The following is a 25,106-nucleotide window of genomic DNA, read 5'->3' on the forward strand; positions in this document are numbered from 1 at the left end:
CTACCATGGAGCTCCGTCAGCTGCGCTACTTCGTCGCGGTCGCCGAGGAACTCAGCTACGCCCGCGCCGCCGAGCGCCTGCGCATCGCCGGGCCGTCGCTGTCACAGCAGATCAAGGCGCTCGAGCGGGACCTCGGCACGCAGCTGTTCGACCGGGACCGCCGCACGGTGCGCCTCACCGCGGCCGGGCAGGCACTGCTCCCGCGGACCAAGGCGCTTCTCGATCACGCCGACGACCTCCGGCGTACGGCCAAAGGCCTGTCCTTGAATCAGCCCGTACGCCTGGGCTACGTCAACTGGCGGCCGCCCGACCTGGAACAGCGGGCCGCCGGCGTGGCCCAACTGCTGGTCGACGCCTGGGTGCTGCCGTCACACGCGCAGGCCGCCCGAGTCGTCGACGGCAGCCTCGACCTGGCCATCTGCTGGGTGCCGACCACCACGATCACCGACGACAAGCTGGAGGCGCGGCTGCTCGGCTCCGACCGGCTCTACGCGATCGGCGCCGGCGCCGACGGCGACCCGGTCCGCGCCGCCGACACCGTCGTGCTGATCGACGCCGACGAGACCAGCTGGTCGTCGTGGAACCGCTGGGCGCTGGCGATGGCGGCGGAGACCGGGGCCCGGGTCGAATACGTGGCCGAGGGCGGCGTCACCGGGGCCGCGTTCTTCGACCACGTGCGCCGGCTGCGCCGCCCGGTCGTCAACAACCCGAAGAGCCAGACCGCACCGGTGCCGCCCGACCTGGTGGCCCGCCCCATCCGCCATCCGGCCCCGTACTGGACGTGGTCGCTCGTCTCCCGCATCGACGAGCCGCGGACCGCGGTGAAGGCGGTCGTGGAGGCACTGACCCGGTCGGTCGACCGGACCTGCCTCGACGACCCCAACGCGTGGCTGTCACCGGAGGACCCGCACCGGCCCTAGCCTCCGGTGACGAGCCTGATCGTGAAGCCGCCGGCGTCGCGGTACATGGCGACGTGGTCACAGGACTGGTGAGCGATCCACAGGCCCAGCCCGCCCGCCACGCCGTCGCCGGTGGGCAGCAGGCCCGCGAACGGGTCCTTCGGGCCGGGACCGCCGTCGGTGACCGAGACGACGATGCGATCGGCCGAGCTCCACAGGCGCAACCGCACCGGGGCCCGGCCGTGCCGATAGGCGTTGGCCACCGCCTCGCTGACCGCCACGACCAGGTCGTCCACGTCGTCCGGGGCCAGCCGGCCGCCGTCGGCGTCCCGCACCGCCTGCCGGGCGTCGCCCAGGGTCGGCTCGGCGATGTCGGCCCGCGGCGCCTCGCGCTGAAGCGGGTCGGGCACCGGCGGGCGCCGGTCGCTGAGGAAGGTCACCGGGTCGACGTACGTCTCGTTCGGCACGTGGCGGCCGTCGGGCAGCGCGGTCCGCGGATGGGTGCGCAGCACGTCCTCGCGCACATGCCCGGGGGCGGTCCGCATGTCGTACGCGCACATGCTCCAGAGCGGGAACTCGTCGTACGCGTGGTTGATCGCGGACTCGTAGCGGGCCCACGAGTCCCAGGCCGGCCCGAACATCTCGGTGGTCAGCTCGCCGATGATCCGGATCTGCGCCGCGCCGCCGGCCACGTGGCCGGCCAGCAGTTTGCGGTACGCCCGGATGGCGCCGGCCGGGCGCGCGTACATGGCCCCGCCGGACATGAAGGTCACCGGAGCGTCCCCGGGCAGCGCGGCCCGCACCACCCCGGCCGCCCGCTCCCCCAGAGCGACGATGGTGGGCTCCCCCGCGGCGACGCCGCCGAGCAGGAAAGGCACGGCCACGGCGAGCAGATCGTCGTCGGAGTCGTAGCAGACGGCTTCGTGGTAGTAGCCGTGATAGCCGGCCGCGGCACCAGTTCTGGTCATCGGGTCGCCTCCACCCGGACGTGCGTGAGTTCGAGCAGGCCGGCGAGGCGGGCCACCGCGCCGAGCCCGGTGCGCAGCACCGCAGTCGTGGACTGCGACTCGGCGTACCGCTGAAGGGTCAGAAGGGCCCGATGGTCGATGAACCGCAACCCGGACCCGTCGACGACCACTTCGTCGCCGGCCCGGTCGAGATCGGTGCGCCGCAGCGCGGTGGCGAAAAGCTCGCCGGCCGAGGTGTCGAGCTCACCGTCGAGAACCGCCTCGGCGCTGGTCGCGCCCGGGTGCAGCTGGAACGACACGCCGGCGGCGTGACTCGACTCGTGCAGACAGGCCAGCTCGGCCACGGCGTGATCGCCCAGCTCTCCGCGGTCGTAGGCGCAGACAGCGCTCATCGGGTGGTGCCGCATGTAGCGGCCGATCACGTATTCGTACCGGGCGAAGGCGTCGCGCTGCTCATCGGTGCGCACCAGAGGCGTGACATCGGCAACCACGCGAAACCCGGTGAAGCCGGCGGCGAGGGCATCCTCGGTCGCGGCGGCATAGGCGGCCACCTGCCCGGCCGGGTCGACAACCTCGTCACCGGCGTAGGCCTCGGTGAACCGGATGACGCGAACGGCGTCACCGCCCGGAAGGCCGGAAACCTCGGCGTGCCGGCTGGGGACATACCAGACCCGCTCGCCGGCCGCGAGACCCGCGTCGACACACTTGCGGGCGTACGCGTCGAAAAGACTTTGATCTTCATACGACCAGCACTCGTGCCCGGCTCTGATCGCCGGACTCATGCGCCGGGCACCGTGGCACTCATCACCCAGCAACAGTAGCCACCTCAGCCGAGGGCCGCGACGGCTGGAGTCCCGGGGGCGGCGCATGCGGGACTCTTGCCCCAACGAGTGAATCTTGTAACGTGGCGGCGTGTCGGCTTCCTGGCAGATGAAAGGCGTAGCCCTGTTCGTGCGAATGGCCTACGCGCGCCGCTTCAGCAGCACGGCGGCCGGGGAGCGAACGCTCGCCCGCCGAAAGGGCCCATCGGCGCCGCCGTTCACGACGGTGATGTCGACGGTGAACGGCTTCCCGGTGCACACCATGGGCGAGCCGTCGCCCGGCCCCGCGGTCCTCTACCTGCACGGAGGCGCCTACACGAACGAGATCGTGAAGGAGCAGTGGGCCCTGGTCAAGGACATCGCCGAGCAGACCGGCCGCGACGTGCACGTGCCGATCTACGGGCTGGCGCCTCGGCACAACGGCCTGGAGGCCTTGGCGTTCGTGACCGAGGTGATCCGAGGCCTGGGCCGCCCGTGCTACCTGGTGGGCGACTCGTCGGGTGGAGGGCTGGCCATGCTGGCGGCACAGGCTGTGCCGTCGTCGGTGGTGGGGTTGACGATGATCGCGCCATGGCTGGACCTGACGATGTCGAACCCGGAAGTGGACGCCCTGGAGCCGCACGACCCGTGGTTGGCCCGGGCGGGGTTGAGGCCGATAGCAGCGGCCTGGGCGGGTGACCTGGCGCTGGATGATCCTCGGGTGAGCCCGCTGTACGGTGACTTGTCCCAGCTGCCGCCGACCCAGATCCTGGTCGGCACCCGAGACATCACGATGCCGGACTGCCGCCTGCTGCGCGACCGAGTCCCCACGCTCACCTATCACGAGCAGGAGGGCGCCATCCACGCCTACCCCCTGCTGCCCGTCCCCGAGGCAGCCGCCGGACGCCAGGCGATCTACGACCACATCAGTTCGACCTCTTGACAGTCCTTCAGGCGATCTGGCGGAGGTCGTTGCCGTAATCGAAGATGATCCGCATTCGGGCCCCGAGCGCTCGCGCATACCTGCTCAAGGTCGCCACCTCATTGGTCTCGAGCTCCCCGTTCTCGATCTGGCTGACCCGCCCGGGCGAGACACCCATCAGCTCGGCCACCTGCCGCTGCGTCATGCCCAGCCGCTTACGCTCCTCGGCGAGGTGATACGCGCTGACCCAGGCTTCGGTGCGAGCGCGCTCCGCCGCCAGAGCTTCGTCGTCTCCGTCGTGCAGTTCCGCGCGGAGATCCTCCCAGTCCTCGAACTCGCTCATGAGTCGTCCCTTCGCTTTCTCTCTTCAGCCAGCCAGAACGGCCTGTGACCACGGGTCGAAAACGAACAACACTCTGATCGAAACATCCCGGCCCGAACGGGGCCGCAGCTCCTTGAGGTTGCGGAGAGTGGACCCCTGCAACGTGTCGACCATCGGACGGCCGAGCGCCGGCCCGATCTCCGCCAGCATGTCGATGGCGACGTTCACCGACCGGAACACGTCCGGATCCGCCTGCCGAAGCGCCCGCAGCCAAGCGCGCACGTCAGCCGTGGTCTTCATCGACCAGCGCCGTTGCGGGTCTTGAGACATGGGACAACTATAGCCCGAGCTAAACAAGCGGGGAGTGGTTCGTGCCCTGCGAGGCTCGCCGCCACCCGTCGTCGCGGGTGACATCGACCAAGACAGCCAGGTCTCTACCGACCGCAACTCGAAGCCAGGATCCGCGATGTCGTCGGGTCTGTGTCCGGAAGCGTCAGCCAATGCAATTGCGGTCTACGTGAACCAAAGGTCAGCTCCGACAGTGGACCAACAACCTTGACAACTCGAGGTCTCACTAGTTGGAAGAACCCAAGGTCCAACGAACGTCTTGACGGCTCGGCCGACGCCAGCACCTCAATGATTGACTATAAGCGTGATGCTTCGGCGGTAGACGTCCGGATCTGCCGAGGAGAGTGCGGCCTGCCAGCGTCACTGCGTTCAAGGCGCATCGGAAATCAGCCACGCTATCCAGCCGGCGACTTAACGCCCGTTGGCATGGATTCCAACCCCTCGGTAGGCTTTTCATTAGAGGGATGAAAATGCCGCGTGATATACGGTATTGTCTTGAGTATTCAGCTTGCGAAGGAGGTGCTGCGCGTGGAATGTGAGTTTTCGGACTTCTCCTACGGCTACGCCGCTATCAGGCAGGCGGAGAGCGATCTGAACGCAGCCTTCGGCCCCTCTGGACCGCCACTGCAACCCTCCCTACGGGACGAGGCGAGCCTGGGGTGGGACGTGGGCCTTCTCGTTCCCGGATGCATTGTCTTCATGCAATTTAAGCTTTCAGAATTCATCACGCGCGGTCATCCGGATTCACCGACATGGTCAGCGGTCAACGCCCCCCATTACAGGTTTGCAGTGAACACAAATCATCACCAGTTCGAGGCGTTGTCCTTGTTGGAGCGCAGGTTGCGGCGAAGTCGCGTATTCGGCACGGTCCTCTACCTCGCGCCACGCTTCTCAATGCATTCCGAATTCGATCGGGCGTACCGCGGCGGAACCGTCCTTGAAAATTCAATGATTGCCTCGCCACAAGAGTTCACGAGGATGCCGCCCGACTGGCATTACTATGTTACTGACGTTTACGGCTCAACATCCATTCTCTCAGATCCAACGCCGGTCGAGTCGCCGACAACCTGGCAAGGTGTCCAGGCGGGAGTGCGCCAACGGTCACGCAACACGAGTTTTTCAGACGGCTACCGACTATATGACCTTCTAGGTCTCGTCGCTAGCGTGGCTGATGAGATGCGAATGCCAATTTTGTTCAATGATGAGTATCCGCCATTGCAGCAGATCCAGCGCTTCGCCCACATGCTGAACTGCAGCCTTGTGCTACCGCTGTGGGCCGTTTGAGGACATTGTCTTCAGCGCCGCTTCCGACTCACTCTCATGCCGCTGAGCTCGCGCAGGAGAGAAGTCAGCCAGCTGGCTCGCCCTTCGGGGACCAGCGCCTGCTGTTGCTGGGTGCGCCTAGCCCTGAGCTTGCGCGACGGTAGCTGCGCCTCTCTCACAGCGACCGTGCAGCCTCACTGAATTGACACCCACCACCTCATCGCCTGGTCCGCCGGCAGTCGTACGGCCCTGCACAACCTGGTCCTGCTCTGCTGCCTCCAGGCCGAGGGCTGGGAGATCCGGCTCGGCTCCGACGGGCGGCCCGCCTTCGTCCCGCCGGGCTCGATCGAGTGTTATCGGCAGCCCCTCCGCAACCTCTGACACCGGCACCCGTGAACGGCCGAGAGACTTTCTGTTGGGGCGCGACGCGGCTAGCTCTTCTCGAGCGCCTTCTCCAACTCCGCCTTTGTCATCTTCGAGCGGCCCTCGATGCCTCGCCGCTGGGCCTCGGCGTACAACGTGGCCTTCGAACGGGCCTTCTCCGACGACTTGCGGCCCGCGCTCGGCTTACCCAGCTCGTGCCAGCTCGACTCGGTCATATCGACGCCGAACTTGGTGGCGGCCCTCTTTATCCGGCGGAACGCCTCGTCTCGTTCCTTGTCGGAGACGTCCCGGACCTGGTCGAAGCGGGCTATCGCGTTGCGGACGTGCTTCGCGTCGTTGAGGGGTTCCTTGCGGACGCGCGGGAACGCGAACGTGCTGTCGGGCATCGCGTTGCGGTCGGAGGCGTCCAGCGTGTTGTCGGCCATGCCTGTCTTATGCCGCGATCGGGTGCCGGTAAAACGCGATGTCGGCCGCCGGCATCGGGCGGGCGAAGTAGTAGCCCTGCGCGTAGCGGTAACCCAGGCGGTGCAGTTCGGCCGCCTGCTCGGCCGTTTCGACGCCCTCCGCCACTGCCGCCAGGCCCATGCCGTCGCAGATCTGGATCAGCGCGGCCACCACCACCGCCTCCTGGCCGTCCGACGTGACGTCGTCGACGAACGACTTGTCGATTTTGATCACGTGTGCGGGGCAGGTCCGCAGCAGCCCCAGCGACGAGTGGCCCGTGCCGAAGTCGTCCAGGGCTATGCGCACCCCCAGGTCGGCGATGGCCTGGAGCTCGACCAGCGCCTGGCCGCCGTCGAAGACCGCCGTCTCCGTCACCTCGACGGTCAGCGCCTTCGCCGGCAGACCCGTGCGGCGCAGCACCGCCGCCACTTCTGAGGCGAATCCCGCCTCGCGCAGCTGGCGGGCCGACACGTTCACGCTGACCTTCGGCGGTGCGCCCGGCACCGACCGCCAGCGGGCCGCCTGTTCGCACGCCTCCTGGAGGATCCACGCGCCGAGCGGCACGATCAGGCCCGTGTGCTCGGCCGCCGGCACGAACACGCCCGGCGGGATCGGGCCCCGCTGCGGGTGGGTCCAGCGGACCAGGGCCTCCACCGCGACCATCTCGCCGTCCGGCATCGACACGATCGGCTGGTACGCCAGGTGCAGCTGGCCGGCGTCGAGGGCCACCCGCAGGTCGGCCGCGAGCCGGGCCTGTTCGGCGCTGCGCTGGTCCATCGCGTCGGCGTACGCGACCTGCCGGCCCTTGCCCTGCGCCTTGGCCTCGTACATGGCCACGTCGGCCCGGCGCAGCAGCTCGTTAGCGGTGTCGCCGGGCCGGGCCGCGGCCAGTCCGATCGAGGCTTCCACGACCAGCTCGTGGGCGCCCGCCCGGACCGGTTCGCGCAGCCGGTCGGCGATCGCCGCCACTGTCGCCGGCGCGTCCCCTCGCAGCAGCAGCGCGTACTCGTCGCCGCCGAGCCGGGCCACCACGTCGCCCGGCCCGAGCCGGCTGCCGAGCGAGGCCGCCACCGCGATCAGCAGCGCGTCGCCCACGGCGTGCCCGAGGTCGTCGTTGATCGCCTTGAAGTCGTCCAGATCGATCAACGCGACGGAGACCTCGGAGTCGGACGCCAGCGCCACGCCGACGGAACGGAGCAACACCGTCCGGTTCGGCAGCCCGGTCAGCGCGTCGTGACTGGCCTGGTGGTCGAGCACGTCCAGCAACCGCACGTTGTCGCGCAGCGCCACCATCTGCCGGGCCGCCACCAGCAGCGTCACCGTCACCGAGCCGATCGCGATCGCCAGCAGGTCGCCGGTGCGCGACGCGGCGCTGAACAGCAGTAGTCCCCCGGTCGCGATCACCGCCGCGTACGGCATGACCGAAAGCCCTCGAGGCACCGGCCTGGGCATCGGGCGCCCGGCCCGGGACGCCCGTGTCTGCCGGTCGGCCGCGACGCAGAGGAACAGGCAGGTGGTCGGCAGCAGGATGTGGGCCGTGTTCATGTACGGGTGCCCGTTGAGCAGCGGCGCCAGCGCCCCGCCGCCCGCGCCGACCGCTCCGGTCAGCGCCAGCAGGTGCAGCGCCCGCCGGTCGATCGGCCCGGTGCCGGTGAAGGCCACCTTCACGAACGCGAACACGCAGATGAAGCCGGCCGCCACCACGACGAGGATCGCCCCGGCCCCGGTTCCGCCGTGCCCCAGCCAGTCGCTCCACGACTCCGACATCAGGTGCCACGCGAAGGTCAGCACTGTGACGATCACGGTCGCGATGTCGAGCCCGAAGCGCGCCCATTCGATGTGTGTCCGCCGGGCCCCGGGAATGCGCAGCAGCCCCAGGATCATCGCCACGAGCCCGGAGACGTAGATCGCCGCGGTCACCCCGCCGATCCGCTGCCCCTGCTGCCCGCCGCTGAAGTAGTCGTACGCGTTGCCGGCCGCGCCGAGCCCGATGAGGCAGATGCCGACCCCCGCGTACCGCCAGTAGGTCCGGCCGAGTCGCGAGGCCCGCCAGCATGCGGCCGCCGCCAGCGGCACCGTCGCCAGCAGCGGCAGCCAGCCGACGATCGGCGGTGTCCACCGCAGCAGCCCGATCGTGAACCAGATCGCCGCGAGGACGACCAGCCCACCGGCCGCCACCAGCGTGCGCGTAGGCCGGAAGGGAGGGATCACAAGGCTCTCATCGGCCACTCACGGCCGTTGCTGAAGGCAAAAGTTTCTGTTGTCGCGCGGCCCGCGCCGCATCTACGGAGATGTCCCCCGCATCCCCGAAAGGACCCTCATGAGGAAGTTGATCGCCGCGAGCGCTCTCGCGGTGGCCGTTCCCTGCGGCGTGGTCGCCCTGTCGATGCTGCCGTCCGAGGCCGCCGCGACCACCCCCGTCGGCGGCGGCGTCTACACCCTGGCCTCCGCCTCCAGCGGCAAGTGCGTCGACGTCACCGGCGCCTCGGCCGACAATTCGGCCCTGCTGATCCAGGTCGCCTGCGACGCGACCGCGACCAACCAGCAGTGGAAGGCCGTAGCGCAGGCCAACGGCCAGTTCAACCTGGCCAACGGCAAGAGCGGCCGCTGCATGGATGTGCCGAGCGCCTCCACCACCTCGGGCACCCAGTTGCAGCAGTACGGCTGCGGCGACGGCCTGAAGACCAACCAGCTCTGGACGTTCGCCGCCTCCACCGCGGCCAGCGGGAAGTTCCTGGTCAAGAGCGTGGCCACCGGCCTGTGCGTCAGCAACCGGGACGGCTCGACGGCCGGCAACAACCCGATCGTCGAGGAGACCTGCTCGGACATCGCCCGCATGCAGTGGTCGTTCAACTACGTGTCGGGGCCGACGAGCCCCACCACCCCGCCGCCGTCGGGCACCGGCCGGCAGATGGAGGACCTGGACCGGGGCCTGATCAGCGTGCGCTCGGGCAACGGCAACCTCGTCTCGTGGCGGCTGCTCGGCACCGAGGCGTACTCGACCGGCTTCAACGTCTACCGCGCGGGCACGAAGCTGAACGCCACCCCGATCACGAACTCGACGAACTATCTCGACTCGGCGGGTGCGGCCAATGCCTCGTACACGGTCAAAGCAGTTGTCAATGGTGTTGAACAGGCCGCCTCGGAGTCGTCGCTGACTTTCGGGAACGGCTATCTGGACGTACGTCTGCAGGTGCCGCCGGCCGGCGACGGCTACACCTACTCGGCCAACGACGCCTCGGTCGGTGACGCCGACGGGGACGGGCGTTACGAGATCTTCGTGAAGTGGGATCCGTCGAACGCCAAGGACAATTCGCAGTCCGGGGTCACCGGGAACGTCTTCGTCGACGCGTACAAGCTCGACGGGACCCGCCTGTGGCGCATCGACCTGGGTCGCAACATCCGGGCGGGCGCGCACTACACCCAGTTCCAGGTGTACGACTACGACGGCGACGGCCGGGCCGAGATCGCGATGAAGACGGCCGACGGCACAAGGTCGGGCACCGGCGTGGTGATCGGCTCTTCGACGGCCGACTACCGCAACTCGTCGGGCTACGTCCTGTCCGGCCCGGAGTACTTGACGATGTTCAACGGTTTGACCGGCGCCGCCATGTCGACGGTGAACTACGTGCCGGCCCGCGGCACGGTGAGCAGCTGGGGCGACAGCTACGGCAACCGGGTGGACCGTTTCCTGGCCGGCACGGCCTACCTCGACGGCCAGCGCCCCAGCCTGATCATGGCGCGCGGCTACTACACGCGGGCCGTGGTCGCCGCCTGGGACTTCCGCAACGGCACCCTGACCAGCCGCTGGACCTACGATTCGGGCAACAGCAACACCGGCGCGTACGGCCAGGGCAACCACCAGCTCTCGATAGCCGACGCCGACGGTGACGGCAAGGACGAGATCATGTACGGCGCCGCCGCCATCAACGACAACGGAACGCTGATGTGGCGCAGCGGCCTGGGCCACGGCGACGCCCTGCACGTGGGCGACTTCATCCCGTCCCGAGCGGGCCTGGAGGTCTACCGCCCGTCGGAGAGCACATCCCAGCCCACGGACGCGATGCTGGACGCCCGAACCGGCGCCGTCATCTGGTCCCACCCGTCCTGCGGTTGCGACAACGGCCGAGCCGTGGCCGGCGACGTCTACGCCGGAAGCGCGGGCGCCGAGGCCTGGTCGTCATCGGTGGACGGCCTGTCCAACACGAGCGGCCAGAACGTGGGCCGCAAGCCTTCCTCGACCAACTTCCTGGCCTGGTGGGACGCCGACCCGGTCCGCGAGCTGGTGGACGCGACGCGCATCGACAAGTACGGCACGAGCGGCGACACCCGCCTGCTGACAGCCTCAGGAGTGGCGTCGAACAACAGCACCAAGCAGACCCCGGCCGTCTCCGGCGACCTGCTGGGCGACTGGCGCGAGGAGGTCGTGTGGCGCTTGTCCGACTCGTCGGCCTTGCGCATCTACAGCACCCCGACGGTCACGGACCGCCGCCTGACGACACTGATGCACGACTCCCAGTACAGGGTGGCCATCGCCTGGCAGAACACGGCCTACAACCAGCCCCCACACCCGAGCTTCTTCCTGGGCAACGGCATGACAACCCCACCCCAGCCGTCCATCTACGTCCGCTGACCCTTCCGACCGAGCGGCGCGCCCCGGGGCTCACCAGTACCGGGCGCGCCGCGCACGACCAGCTCAGCAGTCCGCGGCGGGTGCGGCGTGAAGGCTCCACTATCGAGGCCGTCGCGCTCGGTACACGGCGTGAAGGCCATCGGCGGAGGTCCCGGTGCTGACCATCAGCAGAACAATCCAGACGCTGAACGTCCAGTCCGTTCCCTCGGGCTCGGAGATGAGCAGCACCACGATCACGGCAGCGGCCACCGACATCTCAGCGTACGTGCGGTCCGGCCCGGCCGACCGCTGTCGTTCGCCCTCCACCGCTGCGGCGGGAAAAGTCGGCTGCCTGTCGAAGCCGAGCCGGATCTGCCATCCGGGATCGGGTGGCCGCGGCGGCAAGCTCAGGGCTAGGCGCACCCAGCACCAGCAGGCGCTGGTCGCCGATGAGTGTGGCTCCTGCTGGTACAGCTCTTGGAAGGCGTTGGCCGGATGGAAGATGAATGACGTGCCAGAACGCCCTGTAACTCCTGGCCCGCACGACGATCCGTCGATATCCGATGACGAACTCATCCGCCGGCGGACGGAATGGTTCCGATATGTACGAGGAGGCGGAGTCATGCAACCGCATCTGCCGCCTACCGAAGCGGTCTGATGCACTCACCTGCGCGGTCGGCCGCGGATCCGGATGGCTGCCCGGTCCTGGGGTCAGGTCTCCGGCGATAAGAGGATCGCTGCGAAACGGGCGATCTATGGTGAGGGCAGCACGTGGGAACCTGGGGCACTGGTCCGCTGGACAGCGACATCGCGGTGGAAGCCGTCGTCGCCGCGGTGGTCGTTGCGTCGCAGCTTCCCGAACTCCGGAGTCTCTGGGGCGAGGGCTACTCCGCTAGTCGACGAGCGCAGGGTCATCCGCGCTGCGCTGGACCGTGCGACGAGCAGGGTCGTAGCGCCTCTCGGCACGTAGACTCTGATGGATCCTTGACGGCTTGGTCGCCCGCACTGTTCGACATTTCCGCGCGTTACGGGCCAACATGACTTACACGGAGTTGGGGATCTGCGCCGTGTTGGCCGCATCGACCCGCGGGCTGGGCCAGCAGCCGCCAACGGAAGCGGGGTTATGGTGGATCATCAGTGACCCGGGAGTGAGGCTGCGGATGATCGATATGCAGGAATTCGCGCGGCGGCTGAGCACTCTCGGCGCCGATGCGTTCACCAGCGACGACGTCGTAGACCTGGCGACCGCCGGCGAGGTTCGCATCAGTGCTGACCTCGAGATCGACGCCACCCTGGCGCAGCGCTTGCTCGACCAGATTTCGCCCCCGCCGCCGATCACCGGAGCGCAGATCGCGGCGTCGCAGTGGCCGCCACCTAAGTCTTCCCGGCCCGCGGCGCCGTCGGTGTCGTTCTCCAGCCCTGGTGCCGTCGACGGCCCGGCCGATCAACCGGGCCGGCCCCGCGGTTCTGGGCCCGCGCGCAGCGGTCGGCGACCCGGCTCTCGACGAAGCGGCAGTTGAAACCGACGAGGCCGGCGACCTGAAGCCCCACCCCGAGGAGATCACGCGAGCGCAACCGGTCCGGTGGGTTCCGGGTCCCGTCGTTCCTGCTCGCCCGGCATCCGCTGACGGCTTTCCGCGACGATGAGCTGATCCACCGGCACGAGGCGATGCGCGGCCCGCCCACGGCCTGGAAAGTCGCTAGCGGGTGAGTTATGAAGGGGCCATCCAGCGGTCCAGCTCGGTGAGAATGGATGTCACTTCGGGCAGGAGGCCGGCTGCTATCTCGCTGGGCGCCTGACCCTCGATGGCCCGGCGGCCCGACTCGCCGAGGATGACACGGAAGACGCCGGCCAGCGCGATGCCCTGCAGCTTGGCGATTTCCGGCGCGACAGTGCTCGTCTCGGCGATGGCCGCGGCCAGGGCGGTGGCCTGCCGGTCGGCCAGTTCCAGGGCGAGCCGGTGCACGGCGGGACTCATGGCGGCGAGGGAGCCGAGCGTGCCCCTGGCGAGCTCCGGCGGCATGTCGCGGATCGCGGAGACCGATTGCAACACGTACTCCCGGACGGCGGCGGCCGGGCTCGTTGTGGTGTCCCGGGAGCGGATCAGCTCGCACAGCCGCTCCTCGATCTCCTGCTCACGGTCGGTAACCAGCTGTTCCTTGGTCGGGAAGTAGTTGTAGAGCGTCTGCTCCGCCACCTCGGCCGCCCGGGCGATCTCACTGACCGTCACGCGTTCGTAGCCGCGCTCGGCGAACAGCCGCGTCGCCGTGTCGGCGATGAGCCGGCGAGTGCGCGCCTTCTTGCGTTCCCGGAGTCCGGTGTCTGTCACCGTCAGAGTGTACCAAGCCACAAATTTAGAGCGGACACTATTTTTGGCGTACGCTCCAAGGAACGCGAGAGCCGAGCCGAGGAGCACGTGATGAAGGCAGCCCGTTTCAGCCGCTTCGGGGGACCGGAAGTCCTGGACGTCGTGGAGGTGCCGGAGCCGCACCCCGGTCCCGGCGAGGTCCGGATCGCGGTGCGCGCCGCCGGCATCGGCCTCAGTGACATGAAGAAACGTCAGGGGCTGATGGGCGAGACGCTTCCGCAGACCCTGGGCCATGAAGCCGCGGGCGTCGTCGACGACCTCGGCGACGGGGTCACCGGCGTGGCAGTCGGCGACCGGGTGTTCGGGTTCGACGCGGGCGGGGCCGCGCAGGCCGAGTTCGCGGTGCTGTCCGCCTACGCGCCGATCCCGGCGTCGCTGGACTTCGCGACCGCCGCGGCACTGCCGGCCGCGATCGAGACCGCCGTGCGGGCGCTCGACCGCCTGGGCGTACGCGACGGCAGCACGCTGCTCATCAACGGCGCGTCCGGCAGCGTCGGCAGCGCCGCGGTCCAGTTCGCGGTGGCGCGGGGCGCACGGGTCATCGGCACCGCGAGCCCGGCCGGCCACGATTTCGTACGCTCGATGGGAGCCGAACCGATCGCATACGGTGACGGGCTCATCGAGCGGGTCCGAGCGCTCTCACCCGGCGGTGTCGATGTCGCGCTCGACGTGGCCGGCAGCGGCGTCCTGCCCGAACTCATCGATCTCGCCGGCGGCGCCGAGCACGTACTGACGATCGCGGACTTCGCCGGCGCGCGGCGGCACGGCGTGGCGTTCAGCCGGGGCGAGGACGGACGCGCGCTCCACGCCCTGACCCAGGTCGGCGAACTGATCGAGTCCGGGCGCTTCCGCCCGCCGACAGTACGCACCTACCCGCTCGCCGAGATCGCCGAAGCGCACCGGGTCAGCGAGCAGGGCCGGGTCCGGGGCAAGCTCGTCCTGCTCGTCGGAGCGATCCCCCGCCCGCCGTACGATCCGGAGCTGCTGGCGATGGTGCCGGAGCAGGAGATCCCGCCGTTCACCAGGGAACTGCTCGACGCGATGAGGTCCGCCCCGGCGCCGGGCATCGCTGAGCTGGAACCCGCCCTGGCCCGCACCGGTGTGCGTCACGAGGAGCGGACGGTGCCCGGGCCGTCAGGCGACATCATCTTGTCGATCTTCACACCGCCGGTTCCCCGTCCGGGCATGCCCGCGATGTACTCGATCCATGGCGGCGGCATGATCGCCGGCGACCGGTTCGGGGGCCTGGACGCCTTCGGCTTCATCGACTGGGTGGCCGAGTTCGGCATGGTCCTGATCTCCCCCGAATATCACCTGGCGCCCGAGGTGCGGGGCACCGCGCTCACCGAGGACTGCCGCGCCGGACTGGCCTGGACCTTCGAGCACGCGGCGGAGCTCGGCGTCGACCCCGCGCGGATCGTGGTGGCGGGGTTCTCCGGCGGCGGCGGACTGGCGGCGGGCACCGCACTGCTCAACCGCGATCGCGGCGGCCCGGCCCCACTCGCCCAGCTGCTGATCTGCCCGCAGCTCGACGACCGGGGCCGGACCGTGTCGGCCCGCCAGTTCTCCCGGGCGAACGGCGCCCGGCGCGGCTTGACCACGGAACACATCGCGTTCGCCTGGGACATGGTGCTCGGCGAAGGCCACAGCGACGCCTCACCGGACCCCGTCGTGGCACCGGCCCGCGCGCTCGACCTCACCGGCCTGCCGCAGGCCTACATCGACGCCGGATCGGCCGAGGTCTTCCGCGACGAGGCCGTCCAGTACGCCACACGGTTGTGGGCGGCCGGAGGCCAAGCGGAACTGCACATCTGGGCGGGTGGGTGGCACGGCTTCGAACAGGCCGGCACCGCGGAGATCTCCATCGCGGCCCAGGCAGCCCGCAAGAGCTGGATCCGCAGAGTCCTGTCGGTATAGCCGGGCGCGCCGCGGCTTACCACCAGGTGCGTTCCAGGGCGCGGTCCGTGCCGCCGGTGCCGTCCAGGCCGTCCAGCGTGTCGACGTCGGCGGAGGTCAGGTCGAAGTCGAAGACCTGCGCGTTCTGCTCGATGCGCTCGCGGTGGGTGGACTTGGGCAGCACGATCAGGCCGCGCTGCAGCGCCCAGCGGATCAGCACCTGCGCCGGCGTGCGGCCCACCCGCTCGGCGATCTCGGCCACCTGCTGGTCGCGCAGGTGACGGCCGGTTCCCAGCGGGCTGTACGCCTCCAGCGCCAGACCGCGTGCCTCACAAGCGGCCAGCAGGTCGCGGCGGAACTCGAACGGGCTGAACTGCACCTGGTTGACGACCGGGTTCACGTCGGCCACCTTCAGCAGGTCTTCGATCTCGGAGGCGCCGAAGTTGGAGACGCCGATCGAGCGTGCGTAGCCGTGCTCGCGCGCACGCTGCATGCCGTCCCAGGCCCAGGTCGGCCCGCCCTGCGGCCAGTGAACGATGTACAGGTCGACGTACTCGAGGCCGAGACGCTCGAGGCTGCGCTGCGCCTCGGCCTCCGGGTCGCTCGAGCCCGGGTAGAACTTCGTCGTGATGTAGACGTCCTCGCGGGCCACGCCGCTGTCGCGCAGCGCCCGCCCGACGCTGGCCTCGTTGCCGTACGCCTGTGCGGTGTCGATGTGGCGGTAGCCGGCCTCGAGGGCCCAGCGCACCGCGTTCTCGCACTCGGGCCCTTCGGGCACCTGCCACACACCCAGCGCGAGCAGCGGAATCTCGTTGCCGTCGGCGAGCACACGCGCCCGCCCGTCCTGGGTCAGCTTCTCTGCAGCCATCGTCGTCTCTCCTACTGCCCTACTGCGTGATCAATCCTGGAGATCCCCAGTCTGCACGCTGCGAAACTCAGCAGTCGTCCTGGTGCCAGGCACCGGCTTCGCGGGTCCAGGGCTCGGACTCCTGGTTGATCGCCTTGACCGTGTAGGTGTAGGTGACGCGGGCGAGGTCGCCGGACACCTGCGCGGAGTACGTCTCCATGGGCAGCGCACTGCCGTACATCTGCTTGGCCGCGTCGACGATCGCGGTGAACTCGGCCTGCGAGGTCCGCTTGCGGCATCGTTCGGAGAGCATTTTGTACGCCTCGACCCCGTCGCCGGTGAGGAAAGCATCACTGTAGGCCTGTACCGCCGCCTTCAACTCATCCTCACCGGCGGCCGCCGGCGCAGACGAAACCGGCGCGGACGAAACCGGCGCGGACGAAACCGGCGCGGACGAAACCGGCGCCGCAGGTGCGGCGGGTGCCGCGGTGTCAGTGGTGCTGTCGCCGCATCCCGACACCAGAAAGCTCACAACCAACGCAGCCGAGATGATCTTGAAACGCATGCGGCCATCCTGCGGCATAGGTCGCCGGCGATGCGATCAGGGGGACGGGCATGATGATCGAATGCGCACCGTCGACGAGCTGACCGCAGTGCCCGAGCGTGCTGGGCGGTGGCGACCAGCGCGGCCTGCCCTCCCTGGCCGAGGCCAACGGTCTTCCCGGCGACGAGCGGCCGCCCGCGGCGCTGCTGGTCGGGTACGACGTGCTCGGCGGGCTCTTCGAGCTCAACGGGCCCGACCCGGCCGCCGCCGGGCGCCCCGGTGATCCGGGTGAGGTGTGTTATTTCGGGCCCGACACCCTGGACTGGGAGGCCCTCGGCGCCGGACACGGCGCCTGGCTGTCCTGGATCGCCGGCGGCGGGACCGCCGAGTTCTACCAGGCGCTGCGCTGGCCGGCCTGGCGCGAGGAGACCCGCCGGCCGCCCCTGACGCACGGCATCGCCGTCTACCCGTTCCTCTCGACCCGGGAGGCCCAGGCCGACCTGGCCGCCACCACCCGCAGTCCCGTGCCCATGGCCGAGCTGGAGTCGCTACAGAGGTGAACACCTTCGGGGCGTTTCCCCGATCCTGCAACTGGCTGGCGAGGGGGCGCTCGGTCTCGACGACACGGTGGAGCGGTGGCTTTGCGGCACCCGCCGCTGTCCGGGCCGGGAGCCCGGGCGGTCCGCCGGTCGGCGCGATGCCTCGATGATCAGCACGCCGCACGACGTCAACCGCTTCCCCGGCGCGCTGCGGGGCGGGCGACTGCTGAAGCCGGCCCAGCTCAGAGAGATGCGGGCGACCGTGCCGGCCGAGCCGTTCGCGGCCATCTGGGACGAGCCCGGCCACGGCCTGGGGCTGATGAAACGCCGCCTGCCCGGCGGCGGCTGGGCCTGGTTCAACGCCGTCACCGTGGCCATCGCCAGCGCGCTCGAACCGGGGCAGGACCCGGCGGCGCAGGCCAAGGCGTCGGCCGCGCTCATCGACCACGCCCTCCGCGCCGGTCAGCGGTCAGTGTTCAGCACGGCCCAGACGATCTTTCCGCCCCGGATGCGGGTGGCTCCGACGTGGGTGCTGACGGCGGCGATCAGGTGGAGGCCGCGGCCGTGGTCGATGCCGGGCTCGACCGCCCGGGGCATGGCGGTGGAGGCGTCCTGGACGGCCACGCGCAGGTAGCGGCCGGGGCAGGAGACGACGACCTCGAAATCGGAGACGGCGTGCAGGATGGCGTTGGCCGCCAGCTCGGTGACGACGAGGCGGGCGTCCTCCCAGACGGCGTACAGGTCCCAGGCGGTGCACGCCTCGTCGACCAGGGCTCGGGCGGCGCGGGCGTTGGACGAGACGGGGGTCAGGCAGCGGCGCATCCAGCGGGGCACGTACGCCCGTACGGCCGCCATGACCTGGTCCCGGTCTTCGTAGAGGGCCACGAAGCTGCGATAGGCGGCGAGGTCGCGGGCGATGTCGGGGTCGGCCGCGTACAGGAGCACGGGCACACCCCAGGTCTCCCGCGCCTGGTACGACGCGGTGGCGAAGGTGGTGAGGTGGCCGGGGGTGGCATGCCGCAGGCCCGAGAGGTCGACGATCACGGCGGCGGGGCACTCGGCGGCCGCCTTGCCGATGGCCGTGCGGACGGTCGTCAGCGTGGTCCGGGAGAGCACACCGGACAGCCGGACCGTGATGGATCCGGTGTCCCTGTCACGCTCCGTTGTCGTCTTCACTGCAAAAATCGATACATCCCCACAAATCCGTCAGAGTCAGACGGGTGCCATTGTTCGGGCCACACCTTCACCCTGGCGTCTGGTGGTTCGAACGGACTACGCCGATTACGAACAGCGCGAACCCCGGTCTGTCGTATCCGCGAAGCGGGATTGATCCGGGCGCTCGACAAGGGCACTGTGGGTCACAGCGAGAGGGTGACCGGCGATGATCAGCGTTTTCGAGACCAATGATCTCGATCTGGCGTACGAGATGCTCACCCGCACCTACTCGCGGACCCGGATCACGGTGACCGACGGACGGGTCGGGATGCGGATCGCCCGGATGGATCTGGGCCCCGTCTCGCTGCACCACGTCACGTTCACCATGAGCCACCGGGCCGACCTGGCGCCGATGGGCCTGATCGCGATCGGCCGGGCGCTGGCCGGCCACACCCGCTGCCGCACCGGCACGAACACCCTGGACAGCGTGGCCGGCGACCTCTTCGTGGGCAACCAGCCGGACGTGGCGCTGCACACCGAGAGTGAGGACCACGACGGCGAGTACGCGATGTTCCCGCCGGACGTCTTCGCGCGGATCGCCGACGCCGCGCCCGGGCGGGCCGCGCAGCCGATCCGGTTCACCGGATATCGGCCGGTGTCCGAACGGGCGGCGTCGTTCTGGGCTCGGACGTACGACCACGTCCGCGACTACGTGGCCGGGCTGTCGGTGGACGACGAGCCGTTGCTGGTCGGCTCGGCCGTGCAGATGCTGGCCTCGGTGACCCTGTCGGCCTTCCCGAACACCGCCCTGCGCGATCCCACCATCGAGGACCGCCACGACGCCCATCCGGCGACCGTGCGGCGCGCGGTGACGTTCATCGAGGACTACGCCCACCAGGACATCACGCCGGCCGACATCGCGGCCATGGCCCGGGTGACGATCCGGGCGCTCCAGCTGGCGTTCCAGCGTCACCTCGGCACGACGCCCACGGCCCTGCTCCGGCGTGTCCGCCTGGAGCACGCCCACCGGCAGCTGCTCGCGGCCGACCCGGCCACCACGACCGTGTCGGCCGTGGCCATGCAGTGGGGCTTCGCCAGTCACAGCACGTTCACCGCCCACTACCGAGCCGCCTACGGGGTCCTGCCGTCCGCGACCCTGCGCCGCCGCTGATCATCTCTTTCGGGTGAACAGTTGTCCGGCAACAACCAATATCCGGCAGCATGAGGTGCCGTGGAATACATCCCCGCCACCAGCGCCGCCGAGGTCCTGACCGCCCTCGCCGACGGGCAGACCCAGGTGCTCGCCGGTGGACAGAGCCTCTTCTTCACCACCCCGCCCCGCCGGGTGGTCGACATCAACCGGGTCGCCGAGTTCGACGTGCTGACCGAGGTGGACGGCGCGCTGCGCGTCGGCCCGACCGTGCGGCACCGGGCGTTCGAGACGGATGCCGTCGGCGGCGCCCTCGGAGATCTACTGCGCATTGTCGTACGCCACATCGGCCACCCGCCGGTCCGCGCCCGAGGCACCATGCTGGGAAGCCTCGCCTATGCCCACCCGGCCGCGGAGTGGACGGTCCTGGCGATGATCGTCGACGCGTCGCTGGAGCTGGCCGGCCCGGCCGGGTGCCGGACGGTTCCCGCTGCGAGGTTCTTCACCGGCGCCGGTACGACCGCTCGCCGCCCCGACGAGCTTCTCGCGGGCGTACGGCTGCCGACGTTGCCGCCCGGCACCGGCACCGGCTACGCCGAAGATCGCCGAGGACCGGGCATCTGGGCGTACGCGGCCACGATGGCCGCCGTCACCACGACCGACGACGTGGTCACGGCCGCGGCCGTCGGCCTGGTCAACGCCGGCCCCTGCCCAGTACGGGCCCACGCCGCCGAACGGGCCCTGATCGGCACGACGTTCTCCGACACGGCGATCATCGCGGCCGCACACGCCGCCGCGGCCGAGGTCACCGACGGCGACCGCCGGCGAGCCGTCCAGGTGCTCACCCGGAGAGCATTGACACAGGCCCGGGAGGCCAGCTACCAGGGATCTTGGCTTTCCGCGCGGTAGCCTGAGGCGCCTATGTCTGTCGTCATCCCGTCGAGGCGCCGCCTCGCCCTCCTGCTCGGCGCCGTCCTCGTCATCCTGGCCGCGGTCAACGTCGCGGACAAGTTCGGCCCCCGCCACACCGGCCTGGTGGCCGGCCCGCTCGTCGCGCTCGGACTGCTCCTGCTGGCCCGCCGCGTCGGCCTGACGTGGCACGACCTGGGCCTGTCCCGCCGAACCCTCCTACCAGGCTTGAAATACGCGGTGGGCGCGATCCTCGCGGTGGCGGTGGTCTACGCGATCGGCGCGGCCCTGCCACTGACCCGCTCGGCCTTCCTCGACGCCCGCTACCACCTGCATCCGGGAGCAGCCCTGCTCACGGCCTTCATCGTGGTCCCGCTGGGCACGGTCCTGCTGGAGGAGATCGCCTTCCGGGGAGTCCTGCTGGGCCTGATCAACCGCCACCGAGGCGCGGTCCTGGCCAGCGTGACGTCATCGGTCCTGTTCGGCTTCTGGCACATCCTGCCGAGCTTGCGCCTGAACGAGGCCAACCAGGCCGTACGGTCAGCCGTGGGCGCGAGCCCGACCGGCCAGGTCCTGGCCGTCGTGGGCGCCATCATGTTCACGGCGGTGGCCGGCTTGCTGCTGTGCGAGCTACGCCGCCGAAGCGGAAGCCTGCTGGCCGCCGCCGCCCTGCACTGGGCCACCAACGGCCTGGGCGTGCTGGTCGGGACGGCTTTGGCCGCCCTGCGCCTCGCCTGATGACCAACCAGCTCGATCGGAGCGTCCAGGCGATGGCCGAGCGGCGGGACGAGCACCCCGTTCTTCGGGTTCGATAAATCTGCATAGGGCGGCTCGCCGCTTATCGGGCTGAAAGACTGGTTCGGTGGTGGAGGCGGATCGGGGGGCTGCGCCGGCGCGGGTCGATCGCACGATCGTGGCGGCCGGGATGGCCGGTGTGCTGGCGGTGGTGGTGTGGGCCGTCGTGGCGCCGGACTCGGTGGCGGGTGCGGGTGATGCCGGGCTCGGGTGGACCATCCGTACGTTCGGCTGGTTCTTCGTCCTGGCCGCCGACGCCTTCCTCGTGCTGGCGCTGGTCATCGCGGCCGGGCGTTTCGGGCGTGTGCGGCTGGGAGCCGACGGCGACCGGCCGGAGTTCACCACCCTGGCCTGGATCGCCATGATGTTCAGCGCCGGCATGGGCATCGGGCTGGTCTTCTACGGGGTGGCTGAGCCGATCCAGCATTACGCCTCACCGCCGCCGGCCTCGGGGGCGGTGGCCGGGACGCCGCACGCGGCCTCGGTGGCCATGCAGTACACGCTGTTCCACTGGACGCTGCACCCGTGGGCCATCTACGCGATCGCCGGGCTCGCCCTGGCGTACTCCACCTTTCGCAAGGGGCGGGGGAACCTGCTGTCCGCCGCCTTCCGTCCGCTGCTGGGTGCCCGCGCCGACGGGGCGGCCGGCCGGGTGATCGATCTGATCGCGGTCTTCGCCACCGTCTTCGGGTCGGCGACCAGCCTGGGCATCGGCGCTCTCCAGGTCGCGGCCGGGCTCGACATCGTGGCCGGGATCCCGGACACCCGTACCGTCGAAGTGGTCATCGTGGCCTCGCTGATCGGGGCCTTCCTCGTCTCCGCGATGTCCGGCCTCGACCGGGGCGTCAAGTGGCTGTCCACGATCAACGTCTGGCTGTCGGTGCTGCTGCTGGCGTTCATCTTCGCGCTGGGGCCGACCGTCTACGCGCTCGAGGTGCTGCCGGCGGCGGTCGGCGACTACCTGAACTCGCTGCTGGTGATGTCGACGCGGACCGGCGCCTTCTCGGACCCGTCGTGGATGGGCGCCTGGACGCTCTTCTACTGGGCGTGGTGGATCTCGTGGGCGCCGTTCGTCGGCACCTTCATCGCCCGAATCTCCCGCGGCCGGACCGTACGGCAGTTCGTCGTCGGCGTGCTGCTCATCCCGAGCGGCGCCAGCGCTGTCTGGTTCGCCGTCATGGGCGGCAGCGCCCTGCGCACCCAGACCACCGGCACCGCCGACATCGTGGCCGACGTCGGCCAGGGCGCCGAGAACGCGCTCTTCGGCCTGCTCGACGCCCTGCCGGCCGCGACCGTGACAACCGCGCTGGCGGTCGTGCTGGTGGCGCTGTACTTCATCACCAGCGCTGATTCGGCCTCGCTGGTCCTGGCCTCGCTGTCGTCGCGCGGCGCCCTGCACCCGCCCCGCCCGCTGGTGGTGACATGGGGCGTCCTGATCGGCGCCACCGGCGGCACATTGCTGCTGGCTGGCGGGTTGCAGGCGTTGCAGCAGGCCACAGTGGTCATCGCGCTGCCGTTCTCGGCCATCATGCTGCTGCTGGCCGTCGCCCTGATGAAGGACCTGGCCGCCGAGCGGGTTCTCCCGGCTCAGACCGTGGGATAGCGGCCGGGGTGGGTTCGGGACCAGGCGGTCAGCACTGACCAGCCGGCCATGGCCCGGACGTAATGGTCGCCGCACTCGATCTCGTTGTAGGGGTTGCGGCGGGTGCCGTCGTAGCGGGCGCGGACGCCACGGATGATTTCCAGGCCCTCCTCGTCGAGGCCCTCGTAGAAGCAGTGGGCGGCCACCTGATACTCGACGCCGGTCCACACCTCGTCGCAGTAGCGCAGCGGGACCGCCGGGCGGCCGCCGTGTGGCCAGGAGCAGACGACCAGCCCCGTCTCGTCGCCGTCGGCGAACGAGCGGTAGCCGTGCGGCTCGAAGCCCGTCCGCAAGTTGTATCTGACGATCGACTTCAGTGCCGTTCGGACCCGGTCGGCCGGGAGCAGGTGGCCCAGGCCCAGCTCGTGCGCCCACCACTGGCCCAGCAGTTGGTCGGACAGGCAGCCCCGGCCGAAGTCGTACGCTTCGCCGGACGGCGGCTGGGCGTAGAACTCGCCGTTCCAGAGCAGTTCGTCGTACGCCGCCGACGCCTTGTCGAACATCGCGGCGTACGAGTCGACCGCGCCGGCCGGCGTGGCCATGGCCGACATCGCGCGCAGCGCCGCCAGCCAGAGAGCGCCGACGAACATGTTGGGGCCGTGCAGGGCGATGTCGTACGTCACCGGCTGCTCGCCGCGCAGCACCCCGTCCCCCGACCCGTCCCATTTCTCCGCGATGTGCGCCATGAGCCGGACGAGTGCCGGCCAATACGAGCGGAGCCATTCGTCGCCCGCGCCGTCCAGAACGGAACGGTACGTCTTCAGCACCGCCCCCAGCATGCCGTCCAGCGCCGGCCGCACCGGGCCGCCGATCGGCACCCCGTGCAGTTGCGGCAGATAGAGCGGCAGCACGACCCGATGCGGAATCGACCCGTCCGAGCCCTGAATCTGGAACTCCGTCTCGCGCATGTCGCGCCCCACCGCCGGAAAGAGGCGGGACAGCGCCTGCTCGTAGTTGAGGACGTGATTGCAGTTGAGCGGGCACGATCCGCCCGCGTCGCCGTTCCAGTTGCGGGTCGAGGCACCGAGCGCCCCCTCGAAGGCGAAGGTCTTTCCGTCCGCGGTGCGGAAGACGCTGGGCGATCGTACGAGGGTGGGCTGCGCTTCGATCGTCTCTTTCAGCGGCGTGGGCAGATCACTGGACGAGACCGCCGACGCCCATTCGCGGGAGGCCTCGTCGAGGCGTCCCCGGCCGGCCAGATAGGCGTCCAGAACGTCGAGGGCGCCGCCGAAGCGGGTCGCATAGTGGTTGCCGATCCAGAAACGCGTGGGGCCGTACGTCTGTTGCGGCCCGAACCGGTCGAAATCCGCGTAGCGGTTGGGGAACCACCACGCGTGAATGATGTCGATGGTGGCCGACTCCCCCGGCGCCAGCGCGAAAGCGGGCGCCACGGCGGCGTTCCAGGTCTGGCCGGCCGGGCTGGGGCCGTGCGGCGGGACAATGGGCGAGGCGCCGTCACGCAGGGCGGCCCGCAGGGCGGCGCCGGAGAAGTCGCCGAGCTGGGTCGGCGCCACGAGCCGCAGCGACTCGGCGAAACGCAGAATGGACGAGGAATCGGCGGCGCGGGGCAGCACCGCGGCCGGTGCGTCCGTCCAGAGCAACATCTCCCCGAAACCGGGTGAGTCCTCGGCCAGGGACGGATTGTCCATCAGCACGCCGCTCTGTCCCGGCCGCCGGAGCAGCCGGTTGACGTTGCCGCCGTAGAGCGCTCCCCGCGTACCGGAAAGAGGAGTGACCCCGTCCCAGCCGGCGCCGTTCTGGAGGGCGCCGAGCAGGAAGCCGTGCCGGAATTCGGCCGAGTCGTTGCGCACGGTGAATCGGTAGCGGATCAGCGGGAGCGAGCTGGCGTCGACGTCGCGCGGAACGAACGGCGTGTGCGCCTCGAGCGTCACGGAAACGGGCAGCGCGGGATCGTGATAGGTCACCTGGGCGAAGGGATACGAGGCGGAAAAGGTGGTGTCGGCGACGAAGGGCCAGCGCCACGGGTCCTCCGGCGGAACGTCCGCGTCGGAGACGTTGCCGGCGGGATTCTCCGAAGGCGCGAGAGGAGCCGAGCGCAGCAGCCGTACGACATCTGATGGTGGCTCGAGCGACGAGACCCGCAGGGCGAAGAAACTGTCCGGCAGAAAGCCGGTGTGGTTGGGCACCCCGTGCAATTGCCATTGCCGCAGCGCACCGTCGCCGCACAGCGCCACATGCCCGGTGCCGAGCCCGCCGAGCGGGAACGCCACCGCGCGCCGCGCGTCTCCGGTGTATTGCGCCATGCCAGGCCTCCCATGATGAAATCGGTTTCACGGA

22 protein-coding genes and 2 pseudogenes are annotated in these 25,106 nt (G+C 69.9%); 13 read left to right on the forward strand and 11 right to left on the reverse strand.

Annotation, left to right across the window (positions count from 1 at the left end):
• Positions 1–5 precede the first annotated feature (5 nt).
• Complete coding sequence (locus ACFY36_RS09865; RefSeq protein WP_499745530.1) at positions 6–920, forward strand: LysR family transcriptional regulator; 915 nt, start codon at positions 6–8, stop codon at positions 918–920.
• Here the strand turns inward: ACFY36_RS09865 and ACFY36_RS09870 are convergent.
• Both ACFY36_RS09870 and ACFY36_RS09875 read right to left on the reverse strand, forming a co-directional pair.
• Positions 917–1,867, reverse strand: a complete 951-nt coding sequence (locus ACFY36_RS09870) for an anti-sigma factor RsbA family regulatory protein (protein ID WP_499745531.1) — start codon at positions 1,865–1,867, stop codon at positions 917–919. The two genes, ACFY36_RS09865 and ACFY36_RS09870, sit on opposite strands and share 4 nt — an antisense overlap.
• Positions 1,864–2,649: an MEDS domain-containing protein gene (locus ACFY36_RS09875; RefSeq protein ID WP_499745532.1), complete on the reverse strand. Its 786-nt coding sequence runs from the start codon at positions 2,647–2,649 to the stop codon at positions 1,864–1,866. Before ACFY36_RS09875 ends, ACFY36_RS09870 begins: the two co-directional genes overlap by 4 nt.
• A gap of 130 nt (positions 2,650–2,779) precedes the next feature.
• Between ACFY36_RS09875 and ACFY36_RS09880 the strand changes: the two genes are divergently transcribed.
• Complete coding sequence (locus ACFY36_RS09880; protein ID WP_499745533.1) at positions 2,780–3,610, forward strand: alpha/beta hydrolase fold domain-containing protein; 831 nt, start codon at positions 2,780–2,782, stop codon at positions 3,608–3,610.
• A gap of 7 nt (positions 3,611–3,617) precedes the next feature.
• Here the strand turns inward: ACFY36_RS09880 and ACFY36_RS09885 are convergent, their stop codons facing one another.
• Positions 3,618–3,932 carry a helix-turn-helix domain-containing protein gene (locus ACFY36_RS09885; RefSeq protein ID WP_499745534.1) on the reverse strand — a complete coding sequence of 105 codons (315 nt, stop codon included), beginning with the start codon at positions 3,930–3,932 and terminating at the stop codon, positions 3,618–3,620.
• 24 nt (positions 3,933–3,956) lie between these two features.
• Positions 3,957–4,241, reverse strand: a complete 285-nt coding sequence (locus tag ACFY36_RS09890; RefSeq protein ID WP_499745535.1) for a type II toxin-antitoxin system RelE/ParE family toxin — start codon at positions 4,239–4,241, stop codon at positions 3,957–3,959.
• Positions 4,242–4,754: 513 nt separating this feature from the next.
• Here ACFY36_RS09890 and ACFY36_RS09895 point away from each other — a divergent pair.
• Positions 4,755–5,543: a hypothetical protein gene (locus ACFY36_RS09895; RefSeq protein ID WP_499745536.1), complete on the forward strand. Its 789-nt coding sequence runs from the start codon at positions 4,755–4,757 to the stop codon at positions 5,541–5,543.
• A gap of 410 nt (positions 5,544–5,953) precedes the next feature.
• Here ACFY36_RS09895 and ACFY36_RS09900 read toward each other — a convergent pair whose 3' ends face one another.
• Positions 5,954–6,331, reverse strand: coding sequence for a DUF6582 domain-containing protein (locus ACFY36_RS09900; protein WP_499745537.1), 378 nt, complete (start codon positions 6,329–6,331; stop codon positions 5,954–5,956).
• Positions 6,332–6,338: 7 nt separating this feature from the next.
• A complete protein-coding gene (locus ACFY36_RS09905; RefSeq protein ID WP_499745538.1) occupies positions 6,339–8,561 on the reverse strand; it encodes a putative bifunctional diguanylate cyclase/phosphodiesterase in 2,223 nt (740 codons plus the stop codon).
• A gap of 109 nt (positions 8,562–8,670) precedes the next feature.
• Here ACFY36_RS09905 and ACFY36_RS09910 point away from each other — a divergent pair, with 109 nt between their 5' ends.
• The 3 genes from ACFY36_RS09910 (at position 8,671) to ACFY36_RS09920 (ending at position 12,482) form a co-directional block, all read left to right on the forward strand.
• Entirely contained in the window at positions 8,671–10,983 is a 2,313-nt protein-coding gene (locus ACFY36_RS09910) for a rhamnogalacturonan lyase family protein (protein ID WP_499745539.1), read from the forward strand.
• A 154-nt stretch (positions 10,984–11,137) separates the two neighbouring features.
• Positions 11,138–11,620 (forward strand): hypothetical protein, encoded by a 483-nt coding sequence (locus ACFY36_RS09915; RefSeq protein ID WP_499745540.1) that lies wholly within the window; start codon positions 11,138–11,140, stop codon positions 11,618–11,620.
• Between the two features lie 379 nt (positions 11,621–11,999).
• Positions 12,000–12,482: a hypothetical protein gene (locus tag ACFY36_RS09920; protein WP_499745541.1), complete on the forward strand. Its 483-nt coding sequence runs from the start codon at positions 12,000–12,002 to the stop codon at positions 12,480–12,482.
• A 192-nt stretch (positions 12,483–12,674) separates the two neighbouring features.
• On the opposite strand, the gene ACFY36_RS09925 is transcribed toward ACFY36_RS09920, so the two are convergent.
• Positions 12,675–13,292: a TetR/AcrR family transcriptional regulator gene (locus ACFY36_RS09925; protein ID WP_499745542.1), complete on the reverse strand. Its 618-nt coding sequence runs from the start codon at positions 13,290–13,292 to the stop codon at positions 12,675–12,677.
• A 90-nt stretch (positions 13,293–13,382) separates the two neighbouring features.
• Between ACFY36_RS09925 and ACFY36_RS09930 the strand changes: the two are divergent.
• A pseudogene (locus ACFY36_RS09930) lies at positions 13,383–14,279 on the forward strand (NADP-dependent oxidoreductase); the annotation flags it as partial.
• Positions 14,280–14,492: 213 nt separating this feature from the next.
• Positions 14,493–15,248 (forward strand): annotated as a pseudogene (locus ACFY36_RS09935) (alpha/beta hydrolase fold domain-containing protein); the annotation flags it as partial.
• A gap of 16 nt (positions 15,249–15,264) precedes the next feature.
• Here ACFY36_RS09935 and ACFY36_RS09940 read toward each other — a convergent pair.
• Together ACFY36_RS09940 and ACFY36_RS09945 are read right to left on the reverse strand one after the other, a co-directional pair.
• Positions 15,265–16,095 (reverse strand): aldo/keto reductase, encoded by an 831-nt coding sequence (locus ACFY36_RS09940; protein WP_499745543.1) that lies wholly within the window; start codon positions 16,093–16,095, stop codon positions 15,265–15,267.
• A gap of 67 nt (positions 16,096–16,162) precedes the next feature.
• Entirely contained in the window at positions 16,163–16,639 is a 477-nt protein-coding gene (locus ACFY36_RS09945) for a nuclear transport factor 2 family protein (RefSeq protein WP_499745544.1), read from the reverse strand.
• Between the two features lie 98 nt (positions 16,640–16,737).
• Between ACFY36_RS09945 and ACFY36_RS09950 the strand changes: the two genes are divergently transcribed.
• A complete protein-coding gene (locus ACFY36_RS09950) occupies positions 16,738–17,178 on the forward strand; it encodes a DUF2625 family protein (protein ID WP_499745545.1) in 441 nt (146 codons plus the stop codon).
• 441 nt (positions 17,179–17,619) lie between these two features.
• Here ACFY36_RS09950 and ACFY36_RS09955 read toward each other — a convergent pair whose 3' ends face one another.
• On the reverse strand, positions 17,620–18,333 hold the full coding sequence (locus ACFY36_RS09955; protein WP_499745546.1) for an ATP-binding protein: 714 nt from the start codon (positions 18,331–18,333) through the stop codon (positions 17,620–17,622).
• Between the two features lie 205 nt (positions 18,334–18,538).
• Between ACFY36_RS09955 and ACFY36_RS09960 the strand changes: the two genes are divergently transcribed.
• The 4 genes from ACFY36_RS09960 to ACFY36_RS09975 all read left to right on the forward strand — a co-directional run bounded on the left by ACFY36_RS09960 (position 18,539) and on the right by ACFY36_RS09975 (position 22,769).
• Positions 18,539–19,483: a helix-turn-helix transcriptional regulator gene (locus tag ACFY36_RS09960; protein WP_499745547.1), complete on the forward strand. Its 945-nt coding sequence runs from the start codon at positions 18,539–18,541 to the stop codon at positions 19,481–19,483.
• A gap of 60 nt (positions 19,484–19,543) precedes the next feature.
• Complete coding sequence (locus ACFY36_RS09965) at positions 19,544–20,371, forward strand: FAD binding domain-containing protein (RefSeq protein WP_499745548.1); 828 nt, start codon at positions 19,544–19,546, stop codon at positions 20,369–20,371.
• 12 nt (positions 20,372–20,383) lie between these two features.
• Positions 20,384–21,109, forward strand: a complete 726-nt coding sequence (locus tag ACFY36_RS09970; RefSeq protein ID WP_499745549.1) for a CPBP family intramembrane glutamic endopeptidase — start codon at positions 20,384–20,386, stop codon at positions 21,107–21,109.
• A 124-nt stretch (positions 21,110–21,233) separates the two neighbouring features.
• On the forward strand, positions 21,234–22,769 hold the full coding sequence (locus tag ACFY36_RS09975) for a BCCT family transporter (protein ID WP_499745550.1): 1,536 nt from the start codon (positions 21,234–21,236) through the stop codon (positions 22,767–22,769).
• Here ACFY36_RS09975 and ACFY36_RS09980 read toward each other — a convergent pair.
• Positions 22,754–25,072 carry a GH116 family glycosyl hydrolase gene (locus tag ACFY36_RS09980; protein WP_499745551.1) on the reverse strand — a complete coding sequence of 773 codons (2,319 nt, stop codon included), beginning with the start codon at positions 25,070–25,072 and terminating at the stop codon, positions 22,754–22,756. The two genes, ACFY36_RS09975 and ACFY36_RS09980, sit on opposite strands and share 16 nt — an antisense overlap.
• Positions 25,073–25,106 lie beyond the last annotated feature (34 nt).

The sequence above is a fragment of the Actinoplanes sp. NPDC000266 genome (assembly GCF_042899005.1).
Classification (GTDB): Bacteria; Actinomycetota; Actinomycetes; order Mycobacteriales; family Micromonosporaceae; genus Actinoplanes.

Excerpts from the sequence above, each read along its gene's own strand:
- ACFY36_RS09865 (WP_499745530.1), top strand. The coding sequence starts at position 6 with ATGGAGCTCCGTCAGCTGCGCTACTTCGTCGCGGTCGCCGAGGAACTC.
- ACFY36_RS09870 (WP_499745531.1), bottom strand. The coding sequence starts at position 1,867 with ATGACCAGAACTGGTGCCGCGGCCGGCTATCACGGCTACTACCACGAA.
- ACFY36_RS09875 (WP_499745532.1), bottom strand. The coding sequence starts at position 2,649 with ATGAGTCCGGCGATCAGAGCCGGGCACGAGTGCTGGTCGTATGAAGAT.
- ACFY36_RS09885 (WP_499745534.1), bottom strand. The coding sequence starts at position 3,932 with ATGAGCGAGTTCGAGGACTGGGAGGATCTCCGCGCGGAACTGCACGAC.
- ACFY36_RS09890 (WP_499745535.1), bottom strand. The coding sequence starts at position 4,241 with ATGTCTCAAGACCCGCAACGGCGCTGGTCGATGAAGACCACGGCTGAC.
- ACFY36_RS09900 (WP_499745537.1), bottom strand. The coding sequence starts at position 6,331 with ATGGCCGACAACACGCTGGACGCCTCCGACCGCAACGCGATGCCCGAC.
- ACFY36_RS09910 (WP_499745539.1), top strand. The coding sequence starts at position 8,671 with ATGAGGAAGTTGATCGCCGCGAGCGCTCTCGCGGTGGCCGTTCCCTGC.
- ACFY36_RS09920 (WP_499745541.1), top strand. The coding sequence starts at position 12,000 with ATGACTTACACGGAGTTGGGGATCTGCGCCGTGTTGGCCGCATCGACC.
- ACFY36_RS09940 (WP_499745543.1), bottom strand. The coding sequence starts at position 16,095 with ATGGCTGCAGAGAAGCTGACCCAGGACGGGCGGGCGCGTGTGCTCGCC.
- ACFY36_RS09945 (WP_499745544.1), bottom strand. The coding sequence starts at position 16,639 with ATGCGTTTCAAGATCATCTCGGCTGCGTTGGTTGTGAGCTTTCTGGTG.
- ACFY36_RS09960 (WP_499745547.1), top strand. The coding sequence starts at position 18,539 with ATGATCAGCGTTTTCGAGACCAATGATCTCGATCTGGCGTACGAGATG.
- ACFY36_RS09970 (WP_499745549.1), top strand. The coding sequence starts at position 20,384 with ATGTCTGTCGTCATCCCGTCGAGGCGCCGCCTCGCCCTCCTGCTCGGC.
- ACFY36_RS09980 (WP_499745551.1), bottom strand. The coding sequence starts at position 25,072 with ATGGCGCAATACACCGGAGACGCGCGGCGCGCGGTGGCGTTCCCGCTC.